This window comes from Mesorhizobium sp. M0048 (assembly GCF_040323405.1).
Taxonomy (GTDB): domain Bacteria; phylum Pseudomonadota; class Alphaproteobacteria; order Rhizobiales; family Rhizobiaceae; genus Mesorhizobium.
The window spans coordinates 65,778-89,410 of record NZ_JAMYUV010000013.1 but is presented as its reverse complement, the minus strand read 5'-3'; the positions used below and the strand labels follow the sequence as shown (position 1 = coordinate 89,410).

The 23,633-nt window shown below is 64.1% G+C and carries 19 protein-coding genes and 1 pseudogene; 8 read left to right on the top strand and 12 right to left on the bottom strand.

Translation table 11 applies throughout. The features are described 5' to 3' along the window. Genes nagA through NKJ84_RS14955 form a run of 4 tightly spaced genes read right to left on the bottom strand, consistent with a single transcriptional unit; the run spans position 1 to position 3,858 of the window. On the bottom strand, positions 1 to 1,173 hold the full coding sequence (nagA, locus tag NKJ84_RS14970) for an N-acetylglucosamine-6-phosphate deacetylase (RefSeq protein ID WP_352507075.1): 1,173 nt from the start codon (positions 1,171 to 1,173) through the stop codon (positions 1 to 3). Continuing rightward, positions 1,170 to 2,201 (bottom strand): SIS domain-containing protein, encoded by a 1,032-nt coding sequence (locus tag NKJ84_RS14965; RefSeq protein ID WP_352507074.1) that lies wholly within the window; start codon positions 2,199 to 2,201, stop codon positions 1,170 to 1,172. Before NKJ84_RS14965 ends, nagA begins: the two co-directional genes overlap by 4 nt. Then, positions 2,198 to 2,980 carry a GntR family transcriptional regulator gene (locus NKJ84_RS14960; RefSeq protein ID WP_352507073.1) on the bottom strand — a complete coding sequence of 261 codons (783 nt, stop codon included), beginning with the start codon at positions 2,978 to 2,980 and terminating at the stop codon, positions 2,198 to 2,200. The genes NKJ84_RS14965 and NKJ84_RS14960 overlap by 4 nt, the downstream gene beginning before the upstream one ends. Further along, positions 2,977 to 3,858, bottom strand: a complete 882-nt coding sequence (locus NKJ84_RS14955; RefSeq protein ID WP_352507071.1) for a glucosamine kinase nucleotide-binding domain-containing protein — start codon at positions 3,856 to 3,858, stop codon at positions 2,977 to 2,979. The genes NKJ84_RS14960 and NKJ84_RS14955 overlap by 4 nt, the downstream gene beginning before the upstream one ends. Before the next feature lie 198 nt (positions 3,859 to 4,056). On the opposite strand from NKJ84_RS14955, the gene NKJ84_RS14950 reads away from it, so the two are divergent. The 6 genes from NKJ84_RS14950 (at position 4,057) to NKJ84_RS14925 (ending at position 10,360) form a co-directional block, all read left to right on the top strand. Next, positions 4,057 to 5,016: an N-acetylmuramic acid 6-phosphate etherase gene (locus NKJ84_RS14950; RefSeq protein WP_254815735.1), complete on the top strand. Its 960-nt coding sequence runs from the start codon at positions 4,057 to 4,059 to the stop codon at positions 5,014 to 5,016. Between the two features lie 2 nt (positions 5,017 to 5,018). Next, the gene (locus tag NKJ84_RS14945; RefSeq protein ID WP_352476907.1) at positions 5,019 to 6,278 is read left to right on the top strand and encodes an ABC transporter substrate-binding protein; all 1,260 of its coding nucleotides are present in this window, start codon (positions 5,019 to 5,021) and stop codon (positions 6,276 to 6,278) included. A gap of 238 nt (positions 6,279 to 6,516) precedes the next feature. After that, the gene (locus NKJ84_RS14940) at positions 6,517 to 7,440 is read left to right on the top strand and encodes a carbohydrate ABC transporter permease (protein WP_352507070.1); all 924 of its coding nucleotides are present in this window, start codon (positions 6,517 to 6,519) and stop codon (positions 7,438 to 7,440) included. Positions 7,441 to 7,448: 8 nt separating this feature from the next. Beyond that, positions 7,449 to 8,288: a carbohydrate ABC transporter permease gene (locus tag NKJ84_RS14935; RefSeq protein ID WP_352507069.1), complete on the top strand. Its 840-nt coding sequence runs from the start codon at positions 7,449 to 7,451 to the stop codon at positions 8,286 to 8,288. Further along, positions 8,285 to 9,346, top strand: coding sequence for a Gfo/Idh/MocA family protein (locus NKJ84_RS14930; protein WP_352507068.1), 1,062 nt, complete (start codon positions 8,285 to 8,287; stop codon positions 9,344 to 9,346). Before NKJ84_RS14935 ends, NKJ84_RS14930 begins: the two co-directional genes overlap by 4 nt. A 15-nt stretch (positions 9,347 to 9,361) precedes the next feature. Beyond that, positions 9,362 to 10,360: an ABC transporter ATP-binding protein gene (locus tag NKJ84_RS14925; protein WP_352476910.1), complete on the top strand. Its 999-nt coding sequence runs from the start codon at positions 9,362 to 9,364 to the stop codon at positions 10,358 to 10,360. A 41-nt stretch (positions 10,361 to 10,401) separates the two neighbouring features. Here NKJ84_RS14925 and NKJ84_RS14920 read toward each other — a convergent pair whose 3' ends face one another. The 5 genes from NKJ84_RS14920 to NKJ84_RS14900 all read right to left on the bottom strand — a co-directional run bounded on the left by NKJ84_RS14920 (position 10,402) and on the right by NKJ84_RS14900 (position 16,612). After that, positions 10,402 to 11,247 carry a fumarylacetoacetate hydrolase family protein gene (locus NKJ84_RS14920; protein ID WP_352507067.1) on the bottom strand — a complete coding sequence of 282 codons (846 nt, stop codon included), beginning with the start codon at positions 11,245 to 11,247 and terminating at the stop codon, positions 10,402 to 10,404. Positions 11,248 to 11,276: 29 nt separating this feature from the next. Next, complete coding sequence (locus NKJ84_RS14915) at positions 11,277 to 12,008, bottom strand: SDR family oxidoreductase (protein ID WP_352507066.1); 732 nt, start codon at positions 12,006 to 12,008, stop codon at positions 11,277 to 11,279. Positions 12,009 to 12,185: 177 nt separating this feature from the next. Beyond that, on the bottom strand, positions 12,186 to 14,558 hold the full coding sequence (locus NKJ84_RS14910; RefSeq protein WP_352507065.1) for an aldehyde dehydrogenase family protein: 2,373 nt from the start codon (positions 14,556 to 14,558) through the stop codon (positions 12,186 to 12,188). 13 nt (positions 14,559 to 14,571) lie between these two features. Next, positions 14,572 to 15,621 carry a deoxyribose-phosphate aldolase gene (gene deoC, locus NKJ84_RS14905; protein ID WP_352507064.1) on the bottom strand — a complete coding sequence of 350 codons (1,050 nt, stop codon included), beginning with the start codon at positions 15,619 to 15,621 and terminating at the stop codon, positions 14,572 to 14,574. 163 nt (positions 15,622 to 15,784) lie between these two features. Then, positions 15,785 to 16,612 (bottom strand): ferredoxin--NADP reductase, encoded by an 828-nt coding sequence (locus NKJ84_RS14900; RefSeq protein WP_352507063.1) that lies wholly within the window; start codon positions 16,610 to 16,612, stop codon positions 15,785 to 15,787. A 218-nt stretch (positions 16,613 to 16,830) separates the two neighbouring features. Between NKJ84_RS14900 and NKJ84_RS14895 the strand changes: the two genes are divergently transcribed. Both NKJ84_RS14895 and NKJ84_RS14890 read left to right on the top strand, forming a co-directional pair. Beyond that, positions 16,831 to 18,915, top strand: coding sequence for a hydantoinase/oxoprolinase family protein (locus tag NKJ84_RS14895; protein ID WP_352507062.1), 2,085 nt, complete (start codon positions 16,831 to 16,833; stop codon positions 18,913 to 18,915). Position 18,916: 1 nt separating this feature from the next. Next, the gene (locus NKJ84_RS14890) at positions 18,917 to 20,659 is read left to right on the top strand and encodes a hydantoinase B/oxoprolinase family protein (RefSeq protein WP_352507061.1); all 1,743 of its coding nucleotides are present in this window, start codon (positions 18,917 to 18,919) and stop codon (positions 20,657 to 20,659) included. Positions 20,660 to 20,696: 37 nt separating this feature from the next. Here the strand turns inward: NKJ84_RS14890 and NKJ84_RS14885 are convergent, their stop codons facing one another. The 3 genes and pseudogenes from NKJ84_RS14885 to NKJ84_RS14875 form a co-directional block, all read right to left on the bottom strand. Beyond that, on the bottom strand, positions 20,697 to 21,353 hold the full coding sequence (locus NKJ84_RS14885) for a methionine ABC transporter permease (protein ID WP_352507060.1): 657 nt from the start codon (positions 21,351 to 21,353) through the stop codon (positions 20,697 to 20,699). Beyond that, positions 21,334 to 22,431, bottom strand: coding sequence for a methionine ABC transporter ATP-binding protein (locus tag NKJ84_RS14880; protein ID WP_352507059.1), 1,098 nt, complete (start codon positions 22,429 to 22,431; stop codon positions 21,334 to 21,336). Before NKJ84_RS14880 ends, NKJ84_RS14885 begins: the two co-directional genes overlap by 20 nt. 100 nt (positions 22,432 to 22,531) lie before the next feature. Beyond that, positions 22,532 to 23,379, bottom strand: a pseudogene (locus tag NKJ84_RS14875) (MetQ/NlpA family lipoprotein). Positions 23,380 to 23,633 lie beyond the last annotated feature (254 nt).

The following is a 23,633-nucleotide window of genomic DNA, read 5'->3' as shown; positions in this document are numbered from 1 at the left end:
CTAACGAGCAGGGCTGGTTGCAAAAACCCTGGCGCCATCGATCCACACGCTTTTAATGTCCACATCGTCCGACAGCGAAACGATGTTGGCGGCGGTGCCTTTGGCGAAACGCCCGAGCCGGTGCGACTGGCCGATCGCTTGCGCCGGATAGAGCGAGGCCATGCGCAAGGCCTCGTCGAGGTCGAGACCGACGACGCGGTGCATGAAGCGCACCGCGGAAATCATGTCGAGATCCGCGCCCGCCAGCGTGCCGTCGGCAAGTGTCAGCCTGCCATCCTTGCGGTGGATGGTGCGGCCGTTCAGCGTGAACGAGGTCATGTCGGTGCCGATCGTCGCCATGGCATCGGTAACGAGCAGGATCCTGCCCGGCCCCTGCTTGGCGCGCAAGGCGATCGCCATGGTGGCCGGATCGACATGGATACCATCGGCGATGATGCCGGCATAGAATGTGCCGGTATCGATTGCCGCGCCAGCCAGCCCTGGCTCGCGATTGCCGATCTGGCTCATTGCGTTGAACAGATGGGTGACCACCGTTGCGCCGGCCTCGGCAAAGGCGCGAGCCGTGGCATAGCCGGTATCGGAATGGCCGATGCTGACGACAATGCCGGCTTTGCTAAGTGCCGACACCTGGCCGGGCTCGACGGATTCGGGCGCCACCGTCGTCAGCAGCACGGGCAGGTTTTTCCGTGCGGCGATCAGCATCGCCTGGTCGGGGCCTAGCATCGGCCGGATCAGGGCCGGGTCATGCGCGCCCTTGCGGGCGATCGAAAGATGCGGCCCTTCAAGATGCAGGCCCAGGAATCCTGGCATCTTCCTCCGTGCCGCCTCGGCTCCGGCCGCAACCGCGGCGGCGGTGATCTCGGACGTGTCGGTGATCAGCGTCGGCAACAGCGCCGCCGTGCCGAAGGGTGCGTGCGCCCGGCAGATGGTCTCGATCGTGGCGACGTCGGGATGGTCGTTGAGCATGACGCCGCCGCCGCCATTGACCTGCAGATCGACGAAGCCAGGCGCCAGCATGCCGCCGCCGGTCTCGATACGCGCAACATTTGATGGAATCGCGCCGGCGGCAAGGATGGCCTCGACGAGGCCATCGCGCACGACAAGCGCCGCATTGTCGTGCCAGTGGTCGCCATCGAAAATCCGGGCGCCAGTCAGGGCGAAACGGTCGCTCATAGCGTTTCCGTCACCTTGCGCAGATTGGGCGGCGTGTCGGGGTCGAGGCCGCGATGGCGGGCAAAAGCCTCGACGAAACCATAGAACGACACGATCAGCGTCAGTGGATCGGTCAGCGGATGACCGGTTGCGACATGCGGCAGCGGCTGTGCGCTCTTTGCCTTGTTCGACGTCACAAAGACGGCGGCGCCCTTGCCGGCCAGGCTGTCGGCGGCATCGGCCACCGACGGTTCGGACGCATCGCGAGCAGCCAGAGCCAGCACCGGGAAGCCGGGGCCGACCAGCGCCAGCGGGCCGTGCATGACCTCGGCGGCACTATAGGCTTCCGCGTGCATGGCGCAGGTTTCCTTGAATTTCAGCGCCGCCTCGTTGGCGATCGCCGCCGACGGGCCACGGCCAAGGATGAACAGCGATTTCGGCGTCTCGAGTGCCGCAGCCAGCGCCATCCAGTCGCACGCGATCGCCTTGCGAAAATGCTCCGGCAGGCGGGCAAGTGCTGCCAGAAGTTTGTCGTCGCCGGTGCAATGCGCCATCAAGGCGAGCCCTGCGACGGCCGAATTGACGAAGGTCTTCGTCGCCGCAACGCTGCGCTCCGGTCCGGCCAGGATGTCGATCGCGTAATCCGAGGCTCGCGCGAGCGGCGAATCGGCAGTGTTGGTGATGGCGACGGTCAGCGACCCGCCGGCCCGCGCCGCCTGCGCCATTGCGACGATGTCCGGGCTCTTGCCGGACTGCGAGATCGCCAGGCAGGCCGAGCCGCCCAGCTTCAGCTTGGCGCCATAGATCGAGGCGATCGACGGGCCGACCGATGCAACCGCCAGCCCGGCGGTCAGCTCCACGGCATATTTCATGAAGGTCGCGGCATGGTCGGACGAACCGCGCGCCACGGTGACGACGAAATTCGGGTCGCGCTCGCGAATGTCGCGCCCGGCCTCGGTCAGCACCGCGGCCGAGCCGTCGAGCAGGCGCGCGGTGGCCTCCGGGATCTCGTCGATCTCGCGCCGCATATGGGTAATTGTTGCGCTCATGACCGGCCCTCTTCGCCCGGCCCGCTTAGCCGGAGTTCGGCGACAAAATCATAGGCGTCGCCTCTGTAGATGGAGCGGGTGAACTCGATCACCTTGCCGCTCGCCAGATAGGAGATACGCTCGATATGCAGCCCGGCAATGCCTGGCGGCACTTCGAGCAGATGCGCATCGCCATCGCCGAGATTGGTGGCGGAAATGCGCTGCACCGCCCGCACCGGTCTGTTGCCGGTCTGTTCCAGCGCCGCGTAGAGCGACGAACCGATCGCCGCCGGATCGGGCAGCACGCTTGTTGATAGCGAGGCGCGCTCGATCGCCAGCGGCGTGTCGTTGGCAATGCGCAGGCGCGCCACGCGCGCCACCAATTCGTTCGATGCCAGGCCGAGCACCATCATCTCGTCGGGCGACGGCGGATAGAGGCCGCGGTCGAGCCACGCTGAACGCACAGCCATGCCGCGCCGCGCCATGTCTTCGGTAAACGAGGTCAGCATCGACAGCGACTGCTCGACGCGCTCCATGCGCGGCGCAACGAAGGTGCCGGAACCATGGCGCTGGACGAGGATGCCGCCCTTGACCAGGTCCTGCACCGCTTTGCGCACGGTGACGCGCGAAATGTCGGCCTTGCTGGCGATGTCGCGCTCGGAAGGCAGCGCATCGCCCGGTCCGATCAGCCCGCGTTTGACCGCGTCCTCGATGCTCTTCCTCAGCTGTAGATAGAGCGGCGCGCCGCTCTGCGACGATTGTTTCAGCGCCGTGAATATCTGGTCGGCGGCCTCGCTCATCGCGCTGTCTCCGCCGTGTTTGCGAAAATCCGAACCGCCATCTGCACGGCGCCGCCCAGCGCGTCGTCGAGCGGCGGTTTCAGCAGCGCCCGGTAACGGGCCGACAGGCGCGGCGTGTAAAGCGGCGCCAGCCCGCCGAGCAGGCAGAGCGGATCGTCGCCGCCCAGGTCGAGTACGCCAAGCGCTGCCTCGACATCGGCGACCGCCTTGTCGAGGATCCAGATAGCGACGACGTCGCCTTTTTCGGCGTGTTCGAACACCTTGGGCGCGAAGCCGCCGAAATCGCCGGGCTTGGCGTTGGTGGTGAATTCGACCACATCCTCGGGATTGTTGCGGAAGATGGCGAGCATGGCCTGCGTCAGCGGCGAGCCTTCGCGGATGCCGTCATAGGCGAGCAGCGTCTGTTCGAGCAGGTCGCGGCCGATGCGGGCGCCGCTGCCCTGGTCGCCGACCTGGAATCCCCAGCCGCCGATGGCGCGCGACTTGCCTTGTCTGCGCGCCATATAGGCGGTGCCGGTGCCGAGGATGGCCATGGCGCCGTCGCCGGAGCCGACCGCACCTTCCAGCGCGATTTCGGCGTCGGTCTCGACACGGCTGATGCGGAACGGCAGGATCGCTTCGAGCTGCTGCCTATAGGTGCCGACATTGGCGCCGGCCAGGCCGAGAACGGCCGGCGTTTGCGGGATCAGTGCGGGATCCCTGCCCGCGGCGACAAAGGCCTGCTGCGCCGCGTCGACGATGTTCGTCCTGGCGCCGGTGAGATCGGTGCGGATGTTGGCGGCGCCGCTTTTGGCGCGGCCGAGGACGCTGCCGTCGGCCGTTGCAAGGGCCGCCCTGCAGCTGGTGCCGCCGCCATCGATGCCGAGCACGAATTTCACGCGATTTCTCCTCGGGGCGGATAATACCAATAAAATACCAATAGCCAAGGGTTAATTTCCATTTCAAAAAAGTTAAGGCCTAGTTTGTTGAGAAATCAGCGGATTTCGTCTGCGGTCCTATCCCGACGCAGGGATTTCATTAATGCGTGTGGACAAGTGGTATTTTTTTGGTATTGTTTTCTGATTGGAGGAAAGCGGATGGCCGAAACGCGCACCGAAGCGCTTCACCACAATGCCGAGGGACTGGACATCCAGGCCCCGGACGCCATCCTTTCCTCTTTGGCCAACGCACAGATCGAGGCCGCCAAGGCCGTACGCGGCGCCATTCCTGCCATTGCCGCGGCAGCCGAAATTATCGCAACCCGGCTGAAAAGCGGCGGCAAGCTCGCCTATGCGGCCGCCGGCAGCTCGGGCCTGATGGCATTGGCCGATGCGCTGGAACTGCCGGGCACTTTCGGTATCCAGCGCGACCGCATCGCCATCCTGATCGCCGGCGGCGACGAAGCTTTCAGGACACTGGCCGGCGGGCCTGAGGATGACGTTGACGAAGCTTCGGCAGCGGTCGCCGCCGCCGGCATCGGCAATAGCGATTGCCTGATCGCCGTCTCGGCCAGCGGCTCGACACCTTACGCTGTCCGCGCGATCGAGGAAGCCAGGCGCCGCGGTGCGGCGACGATTGCCATCGCCAACAACAGGGATGCGCCGCTGCTGCGGCTGGCCGACATCGCCATCCTGCTCGAAACGCCGCCGGAGCTGATTGCCGGCTCGACGCGCATGGGCGCCGGCACCGCCCAGAAGATCGCGCTCAACATGCTGTCGACGCTGGCCGCCATCCATCTCGGCCATGTCCATGACGGCTACATGGTCAACCTCATGGCCGACAACATCAAGCTGCGCGACCGCGCCGCACGCATCGTCGCCGCCGTCAGCGGGCGCGACAAGGACGAGGCGGCGCGCCTGCTCGAAAAGAGCGGCGGCGTCGTCAAGACCGCCATTCTGCTCGCCGCCGGCGCCACCAGCGCCGACGCGGCCGAGAAGATACTGGAAGGGACCGGCCACAAGCTGCGGCCAGCCCTTTCCGCGATCGAGGGGAGCAAGGGGCGCAATGCCTCTGTTCTCATCAAAACCGAACCTGAAAAAGGTCAACAGGGAGACTGAGCATGACAACGAAGCTACTGACGGCACTTCTTCTCGGCACCAGCATTCTCGGCTCCGCCGGGGTGGCTTACGCCGACGACGTAACGCTCAACATCGAAAGCTGGCGCGGCGACGACCTTGCCATCTGGAAGGACAAGCTGATCCCGGCCTTCGAAGCCAAGAACCCGGGCATCAAGGTGGTGTTCGCGCCGTCGGCGCCAACCGAATATGACGCCGCCCTCGGCGCCAAACTCGCCGCCGGCTCGGCCGGCGACCTGATCACCTGCCGCCCGTTCGACAAGTCGCTGGAGCTCTTCAAGAAGGGCAACCTCGCCGACATCTCGACCCTGCCCGGCATGGAGAACTTTTCCGACGTCGCCAAGGCCGCCTGGCAGACCGACGACGGCAAGTCGAGTTTCTGCGTGCCGATGGCCTCCGTCATCCATGGCTTCATCTACAACAAGGACGCCTTCGACAAGCTCGGCATCAAGGTGCCGGAGACGCGCGACGAATTCTTCGCCGCGCTCGACAAGATCAAGGCCGACGGCACCTACATCCCGATGGCGATGGGCACCAAGGACCTCTGGGAAGCGGCGACCATGGGCTACCAGAACATCGGCCCGAACTACTGGAAGGGCGAGGAAGGCCGCCTGGCGCTGATCAAGGGCGAGCAGAAGCTGACTGATCCGCAGTGGGTCGAGCCCTTCAAGGAACTGGCCAGGTGGAAGGACTATCTCGGCGACGGCTTCGAGGCGCAGACCTATCCGGACAGCCAGAACCTGTTCACGCTCGGCCGCGCCGCCATCTACCCGGCCGGCTCGTGGGAGATCGGCCTGTTCAACACGCAGGCGCAGTTCAAGATGGGCGCCTTCCCGCCGCCGGTGCAGAAGGCCGGCGACACCTGCTACATCTCCGACCACACCGACATCGGCATGGGCCTCAATGCGGCCTCGAAGAATGCGGATGCGGCCAAGACCTTCCTGTCCTGGGTGGCCTCGCCGGATTTCGCCACCATCTACGCCAACGCGCTGCCGGGCTTCTTCAGCCTGAACAACACCCCGGTGAAGATGGAAGACCCGCTGGCCCAGGAATTCGTCTCCTGGCGCGGCAAGTGCAAGTCGACGATCCGCTCGACCTACCAGATCCTGTCGCGCGGCACGCCGAACCTCGAAAACGAGACGTGGGTTGAATCGGCCAACGTCATCAACGGCACCGACACGCCGGAAGCTGCCGCCAAGAAGCTGCAGGACGGCCTCGACAGCTGGTATAAGCCGGCGAAGTAAGAGCGCGGCGAAGCGTTGTCTCCCCCCTCGATGGGGAGATGTCGCCGAAGGCGACAGAGAGGGTCGGTCGAGGCAGGCTGCGGCTTGATCGCTGCTGGAAAGCACGGTCGAAACCACGATGGCGGGCCGCATCGGCCGACCCCACCCGCCTCGCTGTGCGAGGCACCCTCCCCTCGAGGGAGAGGAGGCGCCGCGCCCTTTGACGGCAATTGCAAGACCTGATCCGGGGACCGAATGCATGGCCGCAGCACCGAAAAGACCGTTCCGTTGGCATATCGGCGTTTTCCTGGCGCCGGCGTTGCTGGTCTATACGGCGATCATGATCCTGCCTCTGGCCGGCACGCTGCAGCTTTCCTTGTTCCGCAACATCAATCAGTCGCAGGTCTTCGTCGGACTGGAAAATTTCCGCATGCTGTTCGGTGATCCCAACTGGTCGGTCAATTTCTGGAACGCCCTCAGGAACAATGTCTGGTTCTTCGTCATCCATATGCTGGTGCAGAACCCGATCGGCGTCCTATTGGCCGCACTTCTGTCCAGCCCCAGGCTGCGGTTTTCCGCCTTCTACCGCACGGCGATCTTCGTGCCGACGATCCTGTCCTTCGTCATTGTCGGCTTCGCCTGGAAGCTGATCCTGTCGCCGCTATGGGGCGTGGCGCCGCATATGATGGACCTTGTCGGCCTGAAAAGCCTGTTCACGCCCTGGCTCGGCAAGGCACAATATGCGCTGACCGCGCTCAGCCTGATCTCGGTGTGGCAGTTCGTCGGCATCCCGATGATGCTGATCTATGCGGCACTGCTGTCCATTCCCGAAGAGGTGATCGAAGCGGCCGAATGCGACGGCATTACCGGGATGGCGCAGTTCTGGAAGATCAAGCTGCCGCTTATCCTGCCGTCGATCGGCATCATCTCGATCCTGACCTTCGTCGGCAATTTCAACGCTTTCGACCTGATCTACACCGCGCAAGGCGCGCTGGCCGGGCCGAACTATTCAACGGATATTCTCGGCACCTTCCTCTACCGCGCCTTCTTCGGTTTCCAGCTGCAGGTCGGCGATCCCAACATGGGCGCGGCGATCGCCACGATGATGTTCCTGATCATCCTCGGCGGCGTCTGCGTCTACCTGTTCCTCGTGCAGACGCGCTTGCGTCGCTACCAGTTCTGAGGCGCGACATGAGCACCGCAACCCGCTCGCTGCCCCGCATCATTGGCGCCCACGCGATCCTGTTGACCTACACCGCCATCGCGCTGTTTCCGGTCATCCTCGTCATCATGAATTCGTTCAAATCGCGCGCAGGGATTTTCGGCGCGCCGCTGACGCCGCCAACGCCAGGGACCTTCGACCTGATCGGCTACGCCACGGTGATCGGCCAGGGCGACTTCATCCACTATTTCCAGAACAGCCTAGTCGTCACCGTCGCCTCGCTGTTCTTCGTGCTTCTGTTCGGCGCCATGGCTGCGTTCGCACTGTCGGAATACCGCTTCCGCGGCAATTCGCTGATGGGGCTCTATCTGGCGCTCGGCATCATGATCCCGATCCGCCTCGGCACCGTCGCCATCCTGCAGCTGATGGTGGCGAGCGGGCTGGTTAACACGCTGACGGCGCTGATCCTGGTCTACACGGCGCAGGGCCTGCCGCTTGCCGTCTTCATCCTGTCGGAATTCATGAAGCAGGTCTCGGACGATCTGAAGAATGCGGGCAGGATCGACGGCCTGTCTGAATACACCATCTTTTTCCGGCTGGTGCTGCCGCTGGTGCGCCCATCGATGGCGACGGTCGCGGTCTTCACCATGATCCCGATCTGGAACGATCTGTGGTTCCCGCTGATCCTGGCGCCGTCGGAGGAGACCAAGACAGTGACGCTCGGCGCCCAGCTGTTCCTCGGCCAGTTCGTCACCAACTGGAACGCCATTCTGGCGGCACTGTCGCTGGCGATCATGCCGGTGCTGATCCTCTACGTCATCTTCTCGCGGCAGCTGATCCGCGGCATCACTTCGGGAGCGGTCAAGTGAGTTCGCAACAACCTCTGCGCGTCGTCGTCGCCGGTCTCGGCAATATGGGCCGCAGCCATGCGCTGGCCTACCATACCAATCCGGGCTTCGAGATCGCAGCACTGGTCAATCGCTCCGACGTGCCGTTGCCGGGCGGGCTCGCCAGTTATGGCATCAGGCGCTCCTTTGACCAGGCGTTGCGCGACGAGAGTCCTGACGTCGCCTGCATCGCCACCTATTCCGACAGCCATGCCGACTATGCGGTGAGGGCGTTCGAGGCCGGCTGCCATGTCTTCGTCGAAAAGCCGCTGGCAACCACCGTCGCCGATGCAAAGCGCGTGGTCGCGGCAGCCAAGGCCAACGGCAAAAAACTGGTGATCGGCTACATCCTGCGCCATCACCCGTCCTGGATCCGGCTGATCGCCGAGGCGCGCAAGCTCGGCGGCCCTTACGTGTTCCGAATGAACCTCAACCAGCAATCCTCCGGCCATAGCTGGGAGACGCACAAGCAGCTGATGCAGACGACGTCGCCGATCGTCGATTGCGGCGTGCATTATCTCGACGTGATGCTGCAGATCACCGACGCCAGGCCGGTCGAGGTGCGCGGCATGGGGCTGCGGCTGACCGACGAGATTGCGCCCACGATGTATAATTACGGCCACCTGCAGGTGCTGTTCGACGATGGTTCGGTCGGCTGGTACGAGGCCGGCTGGGGGCCGATGATCTCGGAGACGGCCTTCTTCGTGAAGGACGTGATCTCGCCCAATGGCTGCGTGTCGATCGTCATGAAGGAGGGCGTCAGGTCCGACGACATCGACACCCACACCAAGACCTCGACCATCCGCCTGCACAGTGCGGCGACCGGCGCGGACGGCAAGTTCGCCAAACCGGACGAGATGCTGTCGATGGAGGGCGAGCCTGGCCATCAGGATCTCTGCGATCTCGAACAGGCATTTGTGCTCAAGGCGATCCGCGAGGATCTCGACTTGACCCGCCATATGGACGACGCGGTGAAGTCGCTCGCCGTCTGCCTTGCCGCCGACGAGAGCGTACGCAGCGGCCTCGCCGTGAAACTCTAGAACAGGGACGAAGCCGTGGGCTCGCTGAACATCGAGAATGTCAAAAAGGCCTTCGGGCCGGTAGAGGTGCTGAAGGGCATCAACCTCGAGGTGACGGATGGCGAGTTCGTCGTCTTCGTCGGTCCATCCGGCTGCGGAAAGTCGACGCTGCTCAGGGTCATTGCCGGGCTGGAGGACTCGACCTCGGGCCGCGTGGTGATCGACGGGGCGGACGTCTCCGCCACCCCGCCGGCCAAACGCGGCATCGCCATGGTGTTCCAGACCTATGCGCTCTATCCGCATCTGACGGTGAAGAACAACATGGGCCTCGGCCTCAAGCAGGCGGGCACACCGGCGGCCGAGATCGACCGCCGCATCGGCATCGCCTCGTCGATGCTGTCGCTGGAGCCCTACCTCGAGAGGCGGCCGGCCGAGCTTTCCGGTGGTCAGCGCCAGCGCGTCGCCATCGGCCGCGCCGTGGTGCGCGAGCCCAAGCTTTTTCTGTTCGACGAGCCGCTGTCCAACCTCGATGCCGCGCTGCGCGTCAACACCAGGCTGGAGATCGCCCAGCTGCACCGTCGGCTGAAGGCCACGATGATCTATGTCACCCACGACCAGGTCGAGGCGATGACACTGGCCGACAAGATCGTCGTGCTGAACGCGGGAAAGATCGAGCAGATCGGCGGACCGATGGAGCTTTACAATTCGCCGGCAAATGAATTCGTCGCCGGCTTCATCGGCTCACCGAAGATGAACTTCGTCGACGGGGCCAGGCTTGGCGAGACGGCCAAGACCATCGGTGTCCGTCCCGAGCACCTGACCGTCGATGCGAAATCCGGTGCCTGGAAAGGCACGGTTGTCCATGCCGAACATCTTGGCGCCGACACCAATCTCTATCTCGACTGCGAGAAGGCTGGCTTGATCACCGTGCGCATTTTTGGCGTCTATAACGCCGAACCTGGCGCCACGCTGTACGCGACGCCGGATCCGGCGAAGACGTACCGGTTTGGGGCCGATGGGAGGGTGCTGAAGTAGCCCTCTTTTCCTTCTCCCACAAGGAGAGAAGGGAGGGTGCGCTACACGTCAGCCCTGAACGTCTGCTTCTGGATGCCCAGCCCTTCGATGCCGAGCTCGACGACGTCGCCGGGCTTCAGGAACACCGGCGGCTTCATGCCGAGGCCGACGCCGGGCGGCGTGCCGGTCGAGATGATGTCGCCGGGGTGCAGCGACATGAACTGGCTGAGATAGGACACGAGATAAGCGACGCCGAAGACCATGGTCTTGGTCGAGCCGTTTTGCATCGTCTTGCCGTTGACCGTCAGCCACATCGGAATGTTCTGCGGGTCATTGACCTCGTCCTTGGTCACCAGCCACGGACCGATCGGCCCGAACGTGTCGCAGCTCTTGCCCTTGGTCCACTGGCCCTGGCGCTCAGCCTGGAAGGCGCGCTCGGAGACGTCATGCGCGACGCAATAGCCGGCGACATAATCCAGCGCCTCGGCCTCGGTGACATACTTCGCTTTTCTGCCGATGACCACGCCGAGCTCGACCTCCCAGTCGGTCTTGACCGAGCCGCGCGGGATCAGCACGTCGTCATTCGGCCCGACAATAGCCGAGCTTGCCTTCATGAAGATGATCGGTTCCGGCGGCACGGTAGCGCCGGTTTCGGCGGCGTGGTCGGAATAGTTGAGACCGATGCAGATGAATTTGCCGGTGCCGGCGACGCAGGCGCCGATCCGCGGCTTGCCGGAAACTGCCGGCAGCGATTTCGGATCGAGCTTCGACAATGTCTCGAGCGATGCCGGGTCAAGCGTCTTGCCGGCAATGTCGGTGACATAGGCGGAGAGGTCGCGGATCGTTCCATCGGCATCGAGCAGGCCGGGGCGTTCGTTCCCCGCCTCGCCATAGCGCAGCAGTTTCATAGAATTCCTCTCCTTGATTTGAGATGAGCTTAGATCGACCAGCCACCGTCGATATTATAAGCCTGCCCCGACGTATAGGTGGCGCCGGCCAGATAGACGGCGAGATCGGCGATTTCCTCGGGCGTGCCGAGGCGGCCCATCGGCTGGCGGGCGATGAAGGCGGCGCGAGCTGCTTCGTAGTCGCCCTGCGCATGCATGCGATCCTGCAGCGACGGGCTTTCGACCGTGCCCGGACAGATCGCATTGCAGCGTATGCCCTTGCCGACATAGTCGGCGGCGACCGATTTGGTCAGACCGATGACGGCTGCCTTGGTCAGCCCGTAAACGAAGCGGTTCGGCACGCCCTTGGTCGAACTGGCCAGCGACGCCATGTTGATGATCGAGCCGTCGCCGCGTTCCAGCATGCCGGGCAGCACGGCGCGGATGGTGCGGATCATCGAGCGGACATTGAGATCATAGGCGAAGTCGAGATCGCCGTCCTTCATCTCGAGGATTGAGCCGGAATGGACGAAGCCGGCGCAATTGAACAGCACGTCGACGGTGCCGATCTCGGCAAAAGCGGCATTCACCGCCTCGTCGTTCAGCACGTCGAGCTTGCGGGTCTTGATACCGGGCGTCTTGCCGAGATCAGCGAGCACCACCTCGTTGATGTCGGTGGCATGGACGATGGCGCCGGCCTTGGCGAACGCCAGCGCACTTGCCCGGCCGATGCCTTGCGCCGCCGCCGTGACGACAACGATCTTGCCAGTCAGATCTGCCATGCTTTTCTCCTCGCCCGTCTTTAATCGTTCGGCTTTTTACCGGCACAAGGCCGGGCGCAATGTGCCAGGCGGACAGTACCATCCCGCCTGTTTCGGTATTCGCCTGCCGCCCAAATGTTTTTTCTCGGTAAAGAACATCTGTTGGCCCGTCAAGCCCGGACGTCCCCTCCGGGACACTCAGTCGCCGTAGGGCACCCAGACGTTCTTGACCTCGATCGCACGGCGCAGCAAGGCATCGCCGGCTGCTTCGCTCGATGCCCAGTCGAGGCTGTGGCCGTTGCCGGTCCAGACACGCTTGAGATTGCCGATGGACTCGGCCTCCGCCTTGGCACAGGTCTCGGCATCGGCGAACATCCAGAGCCCGTCGACATCGTCGTGCTTGGCCAGCACGCCGGCCAGCTCGGCGCTACGGCCGGTGACGATGTTGATGGCGCCCGCCGGAACGTCGGAATATTCGATGACCTGGTAGAGGTCGGTGGCAAGCAGCGGGTATTTTTCGGACGGCACGGCGACCACGGTGTTTCCCATGGCGAGCGCCGGTGCCATCAGCGAGATCAGGCCAAGCAGAGGCGCATTGTCCGGTGCGATGATGCCGACGACGCCGACTGGCTCGTGCAGCGCCAGCGTGACGGCGCGGGCCGGCGGCTGGTGGACGCGGGCCTCGAATTTGTCGGCCAGGCCGGCGTAGAGGAACAGGCGCTCGATCGACAGCTCGACCTCTTCGCGCGCCGCCTTGGCGGTCGCGCCGGTGAGCTGGGTCAAACGGGCGGCAAACTCGTCGGCGCGGCCGGAAAGATTTTCGGCCACGTAGTAGAGTACCTGGCTGCGGTTGTAGGCGGTCGCCTCCGGCCAGGCCTTGCAGGCGCGCGCGGCCGCGACGGCGTCGCGGATATCCTTGCGGTTGCCGAGACCGACCTCGCCGGCAAGCTTGCCCTTGGCGCTGGCGATGGCCAAGGAATAATTGCCGTCCGGCCGGACCTGCTTGCCGCCGATGAACAGTTTTGCCGTGCGGTCGATGGCGCCACCTTCCGCCTGCTCGACAGGTTGGGCAGAAGACGTTGCCGGTTTGATGATCGGGCCAAGCGGCAGTTTTGCCGAGAGATATTCGAACATGCCCTCGCGCCCGCCTTCGCGGCCAAAGCCGCTCTCGCGATAGCCGCCGAAACCGCAGGAGGCGTCGAACATATTGGTGCCGTTGATCCAGACGACGCCGGCCTTCAATTGCGGCGCGATGTGCAGGGCAAGATTGATGTTCTCGCTCCACACCGAAGCGGCCAGGCCATAGCGTGTGTTGTTGGCGAGCTCGATCGCTTCCTCGGTGTTGCGGAAGGTCATAGTGGCGAGCACCGGCCCGAACACCTCTTCCTGTGTCAAGATGTTAGCCGGCGAAACACCGGTCGCCAGCGTTGGCAGATGGTAATAGCCCGCGGCGGGCAGTGCCGAGTCCGGCTGCCAGCAGATCGCGCCCTGCTTGGCACCTTCGGCAATCAGGCCCTTGACGCGATCGAGCTGAGTCAAATCGACCAGCGGGCCGATATCGGTGTTCTTGTCGAGCGGGCTGCCGACGCGCAGCCGGCTCATCCGCGTCTTGACCTTGGCGATGAAGGCGTCGGCGATCCCTTCCTGCACCAGAAGGCGCGAGCCGGCACAGCACACCTGGCCCTGGTTGAACCAGATACCATCGACTAGACCCTCGACGGCGCTGTCGAGGTCGGCATCCTCGAAAACGACGAATGCCGACTTGCCGCCAAGCTCCAGCGACAGTTTCTTGCCCGAGCCGGCAGTGGCCTTGCGGATGATCTTGCCGACCTCGGACGAACCGGTGAAGGCTATCTTCTGGACGCCGGGATGGTTGACGATTGCCGCGCCCGCCTCCGGCCCGCCCTGGACGATGTTGACGACGCCCTTCGGCACGCCGGCGCGCGCGCAGATCTCGGCAAACAGGATCGCGGTGAGTGGCGTGAATTCCGCGGGTTTGAGCACCACGGTGCAGCCCGCGGCGAGCGCCGGCGCGATCTTCCAGGCGAGCATCAAGAGTGGGAAGTTCCACGGGATAATCTGGCCGACGACGCCGACACCCTTGTGGCCGGGAAAATCCCTGTCCAGCGCCTGCGCCCAGCCGGCATGATGGATAAAATGGCGGATCGCCAGCGGCACGTCGATGTCGCGGCTCTCGCGGATCGGCTTGCCATTGTCGATTGTCTCAAGCACCGCGAACAGCCGTTGGTGGCGCTGCATGGCGCGGCCGATGGCATAGAGCACTTTGGCTCGGCTGTAGCCGGTGCTGGCGCTCCATTTCGGCAGCGCTTTTGTGGCGGCCGACACCGCCGCGTCGATGTCGGCGGCACCAGCGTCCGACACCTTGGCCAGCAGCTTTCCCGAGGACGGATCGCTGGTGTCGAAGGTTTTGCCTTCGCTGGCTGCCTTCCAGTCGCCGCCGATGAACAGCGCCTTGCCGAAATCCCGCGCGGCCAGCCAGGCATCGGCCTCGTTGCGGGCTTCCGGCGCCAGCCCGTAATCCATGGCGTGATAGCGTTCGAGGATGTTCATGAAGCGCTCCGAATCACGCCATCGCGTGGCGATGATTGGCCGAGTAGTGGCCGGTCAGATGATGCTCGAGCTGGCGCTCGATATCGGTCAAAAGGCTCGATGCTCCGAAGCGGAACAGCTCCGGCTCCAGCCACGGACGGCCCAGTTCTTCCTTCATCAGCACCAGCCAATCGAGCGAGGCTTTTGCCGTGGAAATGCCACCGGCCGGCTTGAAGCCGATGAGATAGCCGGTTTCCTCGAAATAGGCGCGGATCGCGCGCACCATGGCAAGGCCGACCGGCAGCGTCGCGTTGACACTTTCCTTGCCGGTCGAGGTCTTGATGAAATCTGCACCCCCCATCATCGCCACCATCGAGGCGAGCATGACGTTGCGCAGCGTGGCGAGGTCGCCGGTACCGAGGATCACCTTCAGATGCGCCTCGCCGCAAGCGGCGCGCATCGAGACGATCTCGTTATAGAACTCCTGCCATTTCGCCCCGAATACCAAACCGCGCGGGATGACGACGTCGATCTCGTCGGCGCCGTCGCGGACCGATGCTTCGATCTCTTGCAGGCGCGTCGAAAGCGGTGCAAGTCCATGCGGGAAGGCGGTCGAAACGGCGGCGACATGGACGCCGCTGCCGCGCAGCGCTTCGACGGCGGTGGCGACGAAGGGATGATAGACGCAGACCGCCGCGGGGCGGATCTTTTCACCAGTAATGCCGAGCCCTTCGACGATGTCGCGACGGAACGGGTTGACCGCCTTGGCACAGAGCCGGCGCACGCGCTCTTCCGTGTCATTCGAGTTCAGCGTCGTCAGGTCCATGCAGGCGACGGCGCGCAGCAGCCAGGCCGCCTGGTTATCGGCCTTGATCGAGCGTCTTTTGGTCAGGCTGGCGACGCGGCGTTCCAGCGCCGAGCGGTTGACGCTGCGCATCGATTCCATGAAGCCGAGATCGAGCCTCATGCCGGGATTGCGGGCAATGCCATGGGCTTGCGGCATCGGCGCATTGGCGGCGGCGCGCGCCGGCAGCGGCGTGATCTTGGACGTGCCGAGATCGGTTTCGCGGATTGTGCTGCTCATCTCCTGCCCCTTGTTCAGCGAGTTATGCCGAAGATAGACCGTGAAGCAGCGCTTCACGAGTCCTTCAAGCGGTCATAGCGGAAAAAGACGGTCGAGGCAGCCGACTTTTGACCGTATGGTCAAAATCAGGGTCGCAAACCAGTAGACTCTGAACTGCCGCGTCTCAGCCGACGAAGGCGCGCTCGACGACGAAGCTTGCCGGATGATGCAGCGAGCCTTCCTGGAAGCCGTGGCTTTCAGCCAGCTCCTTGACGTCCTTGAGCATATGCATCGAGCCGCAGATCATGATGCGGTCGGTCTCGGGATTGAGCCTGTCGATGCCGAGATCGGTGTAGAATTTGCCCGAGCCGATCAGCGCGGTGATGCGGCCCATGCGCTCGGAGGTCTCGCGCGTCGTCGAATTATACAGCGTGACGCGGCCGCCGGTAAGCTCGCCGATCAGCGGATCGTTCTCCAGTGCGGCCACCAGTTCCTGGCCGTAGGTGAGCTCGGCATTGTAGCGGCAGGTATGGGTCAGGATAACCTGCTCGAACTTCTCATAAGTATCGGGATCGCGCAGCAGGCTGGCGAAGGGAGCAATGCCGGTGCCGGTCGAGATCATGAACAGGCGCTTGGCCGGCGTCAGCGCGTCGACCACCAGCGTGCCCGTCGACTTCTGCCGCATGATGACGGTATCGCCGATCTCGATTTTCTGCAGCTCCGAGGTAAGCGGGCCGTCCGGCACCTTGATCGAGAAGAACTCGAGTTCGTCGTCCCAGGACGGGCTGGCGATCGAATAGGCGCGGAACACTGGCTTCTCGGCATTGGGCAGGCCGATCATGACGAATTCGCCGGAGCGAAAGCGCAGCGACTGCGGCCGGGTGATGCGGAACGAAAACAGCCGGTCGGTATAATGCTTCACCGAGACCACGGTTTCGGCATAGACATTGGCCGGTATCGGGAACTGCAACGGCCGGGCGCCGGCTGTGTTGAACGCGGATGTGGTGTTCATCAAACCTAACCTTCTGGGCCGGCTCAGCGCCGGCGCCAAATCTCCACCTGCGCGCCCGAACCGGTCAGGTTCCAGCGTGCCGTTTGCACACTCCGAAGCGGTAAGCTCTTGTGTCCGGAATTTATTAGTATACAAACGATATTTGCGTCAAGACGCCGCCGTAAAACAGCTTTCCAAACTAAGGCATGTAGGCAGTTCGGGCATTTCGGGTTTCGACAATGGGACAGAATTTTTCGACGCAAGCGCTGGATTCGACTGGCAGCGTCGTCGCCGGCATCGATGTCGGCGGAACTTTTACCGACCTCCTTCTGATCGATGGCCGTGACGGTGGCCGGGTGCACATCGCCAAGACCCCGACGACAGTCGACAACCAGGCGTTCGGCGTCGTTTCGGCACTTGGCGCCACCGGATTTCCGGTCGACGGCATCGCCCTCATCGTGCACGGCACGACGACGACCACCAACGCGGTCCTGGAGCGCCGGCTGGCCAAGACCGGCATGATCACCACGCGCGGCTTTCGCGACGTCATCGAGCTTGGCCGGCGGACACGGCCGCAGGCCTATGGCATGACGGGCACCTTCGTCCCGATCATTCCGCGCAATCTGCGGCTCGAAGTGTCGGAGCGGGTCGAGGCCTCGGGCGCGGTGCGCATCCCGCTCGACGAGGCCGAAATGCGGACAGCGGTTTCACAACTGATCGCAGCCGGCTGCGAATCCCTGGTCATCCATTTCCTGCATTCCTATGCCAACCCGGCGCATGAGCGGCGCGCCGCCGAGATAGCGGCCGAGCTTTGGCCGAACGGCTACATCACGACAGGCCACGCCCTGCTTTCGGAAGCGCGCGAATTCGAACGCGGCGTGACCGCTTCGGTCAACGCTTCGGTGCAACCGATCCTCGAACGCTATGTCGAGCGGCTGCGCAAGGAGCTGGCGTCAAAAGGCTACGCCCGCGACTTCCTGATCATGAACGGCAATGGCGGCATGATCTCGGCCCGCTTTGTCACACGTGAGTCGGCCAAGACCGTCATGTCCGGCCCCGCTTCCGGCGTCATTGCTGCCGCCTATACCGGCAAACGCGCCGGCTTCGAAAACCTGGTCACCTACGACATGGGCGGCACCTCGACCGACGTGGCGCTGATCCGCAACGCCGAGCCGGCAGTGTCGAACGAGATCGAGATCGAATATGCGATGCCCATCCACGTGCCGATGGTGGCGGTGCATGCGGTCGGCGCCGGCGGCGGCTCGATCGCCCGCGTCGATGCGGCCGGCCTGATCCAGATCGGCCCGGAAAGCGCCGGCGCCAATCCCGGGCCAATCTGCTACGGACGCGGCGGCTTGGAGCCGACCATCACCGACGCCAATCTGGTGCTCGGCAGGCTGGCGCCGAAGAAGCTGCTCGCGGTGGAAAACCCGGTCACCGTCGAACGGGTCACCGGCATATTCGAGGACAGGATCGGCCGCGCCACAGGCTTGTCCGGCGTCGAAGCGGCGGGTGCGGTGCTGCGGCTCGGCAACGTGAAGATGGCCGGCGCCATCCGCATGGTCTCGGTGTCGCGCGGCCACGACCCGCGCGATTTCGCGCTGTTCGCCTTCGGCGGCGCCGGTCCGCTGCATGCGACGGCATTGGCGCGCGAACTAGGCCTGCCGAAAGTGCTGGTGCCGGCGCGGCCGGGCATCACCAATGCTCTCGGCTGCGTCGTCGCCGATCTGCGCCATGATTTCGTCAACACGGTCAACCAGCCGGTGGCCGGTCTCGATGAAACCCAACTCTACGAGATATTGGAACGGCACCGAAACGAAGGCGAGGAGCTGATCGGCAAGGAAGCGGTGAAGCCGGAAGCAATCCGTGTCACGCATTCCGCCGACATGCAGTTCATCGGCCAGACGCATATCATCAACGTGCCGCTGCCCTCGTCTGCGGTGACACGCCAGGTACTGCAGCAACTGTTCGAGAGTGCCTATTTCGCCCGCTTCAAGGTCGAGCTACCGGAAATCCGCGCCAATCTGGTCAACCTCAACACGTCGGTCACCGGCGTGCCGCCGACGATCGATCTGTCCCGGCTGATCGACCCGGCTGGGCGCGCCAAAACGCTCGAAGAGGCGCGGCGCGAGATCCGGCCGGTCTGGTATGGCGGGCGCTGGTACGATACGCCGGTCTACAGCAGGGAAAAGCTGCCGCTCGACGCAGTCATCATGGGGCCGGCGATCCTCGAACAGATGGACGCTACTACCGTGCTCGAGCCCGGCGACCGGGCGCGGTCGGATGCCGACGGCAACATCATCATCGATATCGGTGAGGCCTGAGATGGCGCAGCTCGACACTATTACGCTTTCGGTCCTCCAGGCGGCCCTGCAGCAGGTCTGCGACGAAATGGACCTGACGTTTTCGCGCGCCGCGTTCTCGCCTGTTATCGCCGAGGCCAATGACCGTTCGGATGGCATCTATTCGGCGCTCGATGGTTCGCTGATCGCGCAAGGCAGCCAGGGTCTGCCGGTGTTCGTCGGCGTCATGCAGTATTCGACCAAAACGGTGATCGAGATGATCGCCGACGGACGCTGCCTGCCGCCCGAGCCGGGCGATATCTACATCGTCAACGATCCCTATCTCGGCGGCACCCATCTGATGGATGTGCGCTTCGCCATGCCGGTCTACCGGGACGGGAAGATCTTCTGCTGGCTGTCGAACACCGGCCATTGGCCCGACATTGGCGGTTCGGTGCCGGGCGGCTTCTCCGCCTCGGCAACAGCGGTCGAGCAGGAAGGCTTGCGGTTGCCGCCGGTGAAACTGTTCAAGAAGGGCGTGCTCGACCCGGAGATCTACGCCATCATCTGCTCGAACATCCGTGTCGCCGACCAGCGCATTGGCGATATCCGCGCACAGGCGGCGGCACTACTGATCGGTCAGGACAGGCTCAACGGAATGCTGGATCGTTACGGAGATGAAACGGTTGTCGAAGCGATCGCCGAATTGCGGCGCCGCGCCGCTGAACAGATGCGCGTCAACATATCGGCCATTCCCGACGGGATCTATCGTTCGCAGGCCTTCGTCGATTCAGACGGCGTGGTAAACGAGCCGCTGATCATCGCGCTGGCAGTCGAGAAAAAAGGCGACACGCTCAGCTTCGACTTCTCGGGCTCATCAAAACCCTGCGCCGGGCCGATGAACAGCGTTTTGGCGACGACGTTGTCCTCGGTCTATCTCGCTATGCGCCATATTTTCCCAGATGTGCCGATCAGCGCCGGCGCCTTCGAACCGCTGATCGTCAAGCGGCCGGAAGGCACCTTCCTCGACGCCAAATATCCACGCCCTGTGTCGGGCTGCGCAGCCGAGGTTTCGCAGCGCATCGCCGAGGCGGTGTTCGCAGCGATGGTGCAGGCGCTGCCGGACCGGGTGACGGCGGCTCCGGCCGGCTCCAGCGGCAATTTCGCGCTCGGCGGCAACGATCCGGCGCGCGGCCGCGACTACGTCATGTACCAGATTTCCGGCGGCGGCTATGGCGGCAACGCCGATCACGACGGCCTGACCAATGGCTGCTCGACCATAGGCATCTCCAAGTCGCCGCCGGTCGAAATCATGGAGCAGGCCTTCCCGGTGCTCTACCGCCACTATGCGCTGCGGGAAGGCTCCGGTGGCGCCGGCAAGCATCGCGGCGGTTTCGGGCTCGCCTATGAGGTGGAAATCCTGCGCGGCGATGCACGTGCCTCTTTCGTCATGGACCACGGCCGCTTCGGCCCGCAAGGCGCGCTCGGCGGCAAGGACGGCGCGGTCAACACGGTGACCGTGTTCCGCGACGGCAAGCAACATGTGCCGCCGCACCTGTCCAAGGAGCAGGACATCGCGTTGAAAGCCGGCGACCGCGTGCGCGTCGGCACGCCGGGCGGCGGCGGCTATGGTGATCCCTTGCAGCGGGACGCCGATCTGGTGGCGAGGGATGTCGCGCTGGGCTATTACACGCCCGCAGAAGCCGCCGAAAGGTTCGGGGTCGCTCTCTCGGCGGATGGATTGGGGATCGACCGGGCAGCCACGGAAAAGAGGCGCGCCGGATGACGGCGCGGCATCGGATTCCCTCATTTGCGGCCAACGATCAGTTGCGGTGATCCAGCCTCGCGACCAGCCGGTCGCCGGCCCACTGGATGCCGCAGACCAGGACGACCAGGACGATGACCACGGCGATCATGACTGACGTTTCGAAGCGCTGGTAACCGTAGCGGATGGCGAGGTCGCCGAGCCCGCCGGCGCCGATGGCGCCGGCCATCGCCGAGGCGCCGATCAGCGTCACCAGCGTCACCGTGAAGCCGGCGACGATGCCGGGCAGCGCTTCCGGCACCAGCACCTCGCGAATGATCGTCCAGCGGTTGCCGCCCATGGCGCGCGCCGCTTCGATCAGCCCGTGGTCGACCTCACGCAGCGACACTTCGGCGATCCGGGCATAGTAGGGCGTCGCCGCGATCGACAGCGGAACGATCGCTGCCCAGGTGCCGATCGAGGTGCCGACGATCAGCCGCGTCACCGGGATCAGCGCAACCAGCAGGATGATGAAAGGCACAGAGCGGAAGCCGTTGATGACAGCGCCAAGCGCGCGGTTCACCCACAGGTTTTCGGCGATGCCGCCGCGGTCGGTGGCGACCAGCGCCAGGCCGAGCGGCAGCCCGAAAACCAGCGAGATGAGGCCGGAGGCGGCCGTCATCAGGATCGTTTCCCAGATCGAACGGACGAGAAGCTCAAACAGAACCGGCGACATGGCCAAGCACCTCCACCCGCGCTTGGCGGGCTTTCAAGAACGCGATCACCTCTGCCAGGTGAGCTTCATTGCTGCCGGCGACCGCAACGAACAGTGTCCCGACCGGCTGCTGCTGGACGTGATCGATGCCGCCATGCACGAGGCGGAACGAGCCGGGAACTGCCGAGGCAAGATCGGACAAAAGCGGGCTTCGCGCGGCCTCACCGGCCACGTCGATCCTGAGGATCGCCTCCACGCCGGCGTTCCGCGTTAGCCGGCTTGCGATCTCTGCCGGCAATTGCGGCCGGATGCCGCCGAGCAGGCTCTGCGTGATCGCCGACTTGGGGTCCGCAAAAACCGACCAGACCGGGCCTTGCTCGACGATCCGCCCAGTGTCGATCACCGCGACACGATCGGCGATCGAACGGATCACCTCCATCTCGTGCGTGATGAGCAGGATGGTCAGGCCGAGCTGCCGGTTGATGTCTCTGAGCAAGGCAAGGATGGAGCGCGTCGTCTCCGGGTCCAACGCCGAGGTCGCTTCGTCCGACAGCAGCAGCGCCGGGCGCGCCGCAAGCGCCCGGGCAATGCCGACGCGCTGCTTCTGCCCGCCCGACAGCGACGCCGGATAGGCTTTCGCCTTCTCTGACAGGCCGACAAGCTCGAGCAGCTCGGCGGCGCGCGCCAGGCGTTCGGCCCTGGGCCGGCCTTCGATCTTGAGCGGCAGCGCTACATTGTCTTCGACCGTCTTGGCGGACAGCAGGTTGAAATGCTGGAAGATCATGCCGATGCGCCGGCGCAGCGGCTGCAATTCGCGCTCGCCGAGCCGGCTGATGTCGCGGCCTTCGATGAAGACCTGTCCTGAATCCGGCCGCTCCAGGCCGTTCAGGCAGCGTATCAGCGTCGACTTACCGGCGCCGCTACGGCCAATGATGCCGAGGATCTCGCCCTGGCGCACGCTGAGCGACACGCCGTCCAGCGCCGCTGTCGCGCCGAAACGGCGCTTCAGCTCGATGAGGCGCACGACATCGTTCGATCCCGCGGAGCGGCCGCCGACGGGATGCGTGACTTCGGTGACCGAGGCGAAATGCTGGTTCATAAAAGTTCCTGTATTGGTGTCCCGCAAACGCGATCGCGGTCCGCGTTGAAGCGCGGACCGCTTTATCATGCCGGGCTTCAGCGCCCAGTTGAGCTCGGCATCAATAGGCGCTGATGCCGGTTCCCTTGTAGACCCGGTCGAATTCGGCCTTCACCTTTTCGTTCTGATAGGAAGCGACCAATGTCTTTACCCAGGGCTGGTTTTCATTGCCGGCCTTGACCGCGATGAAATTGCGATAGGGATTGTCGGCCACCGCCTCCTGGGCGATGCGGTTCTCCGGTGTGAGGCCGCTTTTAAGCGCCCAATCCGTGTTGACTACGGCCCCGTCGAGGTCTTCCACCGAGCGCCCGACGATGCCTGCGTCCAGCTCCTTGATGACCAAGTGCTTCGGGTTTTCGGCGATGTCGGTGGTCGTCGCCAGAATGCCGGTGCCTTCCCTGAGCTTGATCAGATGTTCGCTCTGCAGGACGCGCAGTGCGCGCCCTCATTGGACGGGTCGTTCGGCACGCCAATGACCGCGTCTTCGGGCAGGTCGGCAATATTCGCGTACTTCTTGGAATAAAGGCCGATCGGCCAGACCCCGGTATAGCCGACCGGGACGATGTGATAGCCCTGCGTCTTGATCTGGTTGTCGAGATAGGGCTTGTGCTGGAAGGCGTTGGCGTCGATTTCGCCACGCTCGAGCGCTTCATTCGGCTGGGTATAGTCGTTGAACACCACGGTCTCGATCGTCAGGCCCCTCTCCGCCGCCTGGGCGGTGACGACGCGCCAGACGTCCTCGTCCTCGCCGCTCATGATGCCGACCTTGACCGCCGTCTTGTCCTCGGCGAACGACGGCGCAGCAAGGCTGACAATCGCAACCGCTGATGCAAGAAGTACAGCGAAGCCGGCGCGCCGGCTTATAGTTGCCGAGAAGAATTGAAGCGAAGTGTTGGTGTTCCCAGGCATGGTCAATCTCATCGGTTTTGCAATCGTTGCGGCCAGGCGGAATGCGAAGCCTTGCGGGCATCATCGGAAATGCTGATCGCCAGATCAAAGAACAGTATTTCACACCAGATGAGGAGCCGGGAATATTCTCTCAAAGTTTCTGGCCTGGCGAGCACAGGACCCTGCCGCCTGGCGTGGTGACTCGCTATGTGGCCCGCCGTGCGTCGGAACGGCGGGCCTTTCTGCGTCGGAATGCCCAACAAGTGCAGCAGTCT